The sequence below is a fragment of the Rhodoferax sp. ZS1R25 genome, assembly GCF_056521335.1.
The window spans coordinates 1-1450 of sequence record NZ_JBWMAZ010000009.1 but is presented as its reverse complement, the minus strand read 5'-3'; the positions used below and the strand labels follow the sequence as shown (position 1 = coordinate 1450).

The window sequence follows — 1450 nt, the reverse complement described above, 5'->3', positions numbered from 1 at the left end:
GCTGAGATCTTAAAAACCGCGACACCATCAACCAAATCCCTAGCCTGAGATTTCAGGCTGGACGCTGCGGCAGCCATCTCTTCGACCAAAGCCGCATTTTTCTGGGTAGTATGGTCCATCTGGGTCACCGCTTCACCCACCTGGGAAACGCCCGCACTTTGCTCGGAACTGGCGGAGCTGATCTCACCCACGATGTCGGTCACACGGCGGATGCTTTGCACCACTTCCGTCATCGTGATACCCGCCTTGTCCACCAACACACTTCCTTGTTCTACCCGCTCAACGCTGGTGCTGATTAGCAGCTTGATCTCCTTAGCGGCTTCTGCACTACGACCTGCCAAAGAGCGCACCTCACTGGCCACCACTGCAAAGCCTCGACCTTGTTCGCCCGCACGGGCAGCTTCTACGGCAGCATTCAGTGCCAGGATGTTGGTCTGGAATGCAATACCATCAATCACACTGATGATGTCTGCAATCTTGCGGCTGGACTCATTGATGCCCTTCATGGTCTGCACCACTTGTCCCACTACATCCCCACCTTGAATAGCGACCGTGGAGGCGCTCATAGCCAGTTGGTTTGCTTGGCGGGCGTTGTCGGCGTTTTGCTTGACCGTGGTCCCCAACTGTTCCATCGAGGCGGCGGTTTGCTCCAGTGCACTGGCTTGGCTTTCTGTGCGTGCGCTCAGGTCATGGTTCCCCTGGGCAATTTCAGAACTCGCCGTCGCAACGCCCTCTGACCCTTGGCGCACGCCACTCACCACCCGCACCAACGAGTCTTGCATGGCGCTCAAAGCACTGAGCAAAGGGCTGATTTCATCCTTAGATGAATCCACTATGGTTGTCATGAGATTGCCGTCCCGAACGCGCTCGGCAACCACTTGGGCCTCCGCAATACGGCGACGCAACAGGCCCGCAACGTACCAGGAAAATCCGAGCAAACCACATGCGAGCAACATGACGGACGCGACGAGCAGGTTCCTAGTCGCGTGGACATTGCTCTCGATCAGGTCAATCTCCTCAACCAGTTTGGTCCCCTGTCGCTTTTTCTCTGCATCCAGTACAGACAAATACTCGTTGCGAGCGGGGATGGTTTTGTCCACCAGATACGCAAAGGCTTCATCAAGCTTGCCCTCCTGGATGAGCTTCATATTTTCTGCACCTACCGTCCAGAACTTCGCGTTCAGTTGATTGGCTTTGGAAAAGAAGTCACGTCCTGCCTGCGTCAGGATGTCTTTTTCATAGCCTTGGAAGGCTTCTTCGATGTGTTTTCGCTTCTCCGCGATGTCTGCAAATGCCGTCGCAATGCCCTCAGGCGTTTTGACGAGCATAGCGTGGCGCAATTGCAGAGAAGTTCGCGTGACATCCAGCTGAACGTCCGCCATGCGCATCAATTGCGGCGTGCGGTTGTCGCTCGCTCGCTGGGCCAAAAGTGCTACCTCATTCAAGGAGA

The 1450-nt window shown here is 55.6% G+C and carries 1 protein-coding gene; it reads right to left on the bottom strand.

Annotated elements, in window-relative coordinates; all coding sequences use genetic code 11:
- The coding region (locus tag AC097R_RS21255; protein WP_479600201.1) for a methyl-accepting chemotaxis protein at positions 1 to 1382 on the bottom strand (1382 nt) is incomplete at its 3' end.
- Between the last annotated feature and the right edge of the window lie 68 nt (positions 1383 to 1450).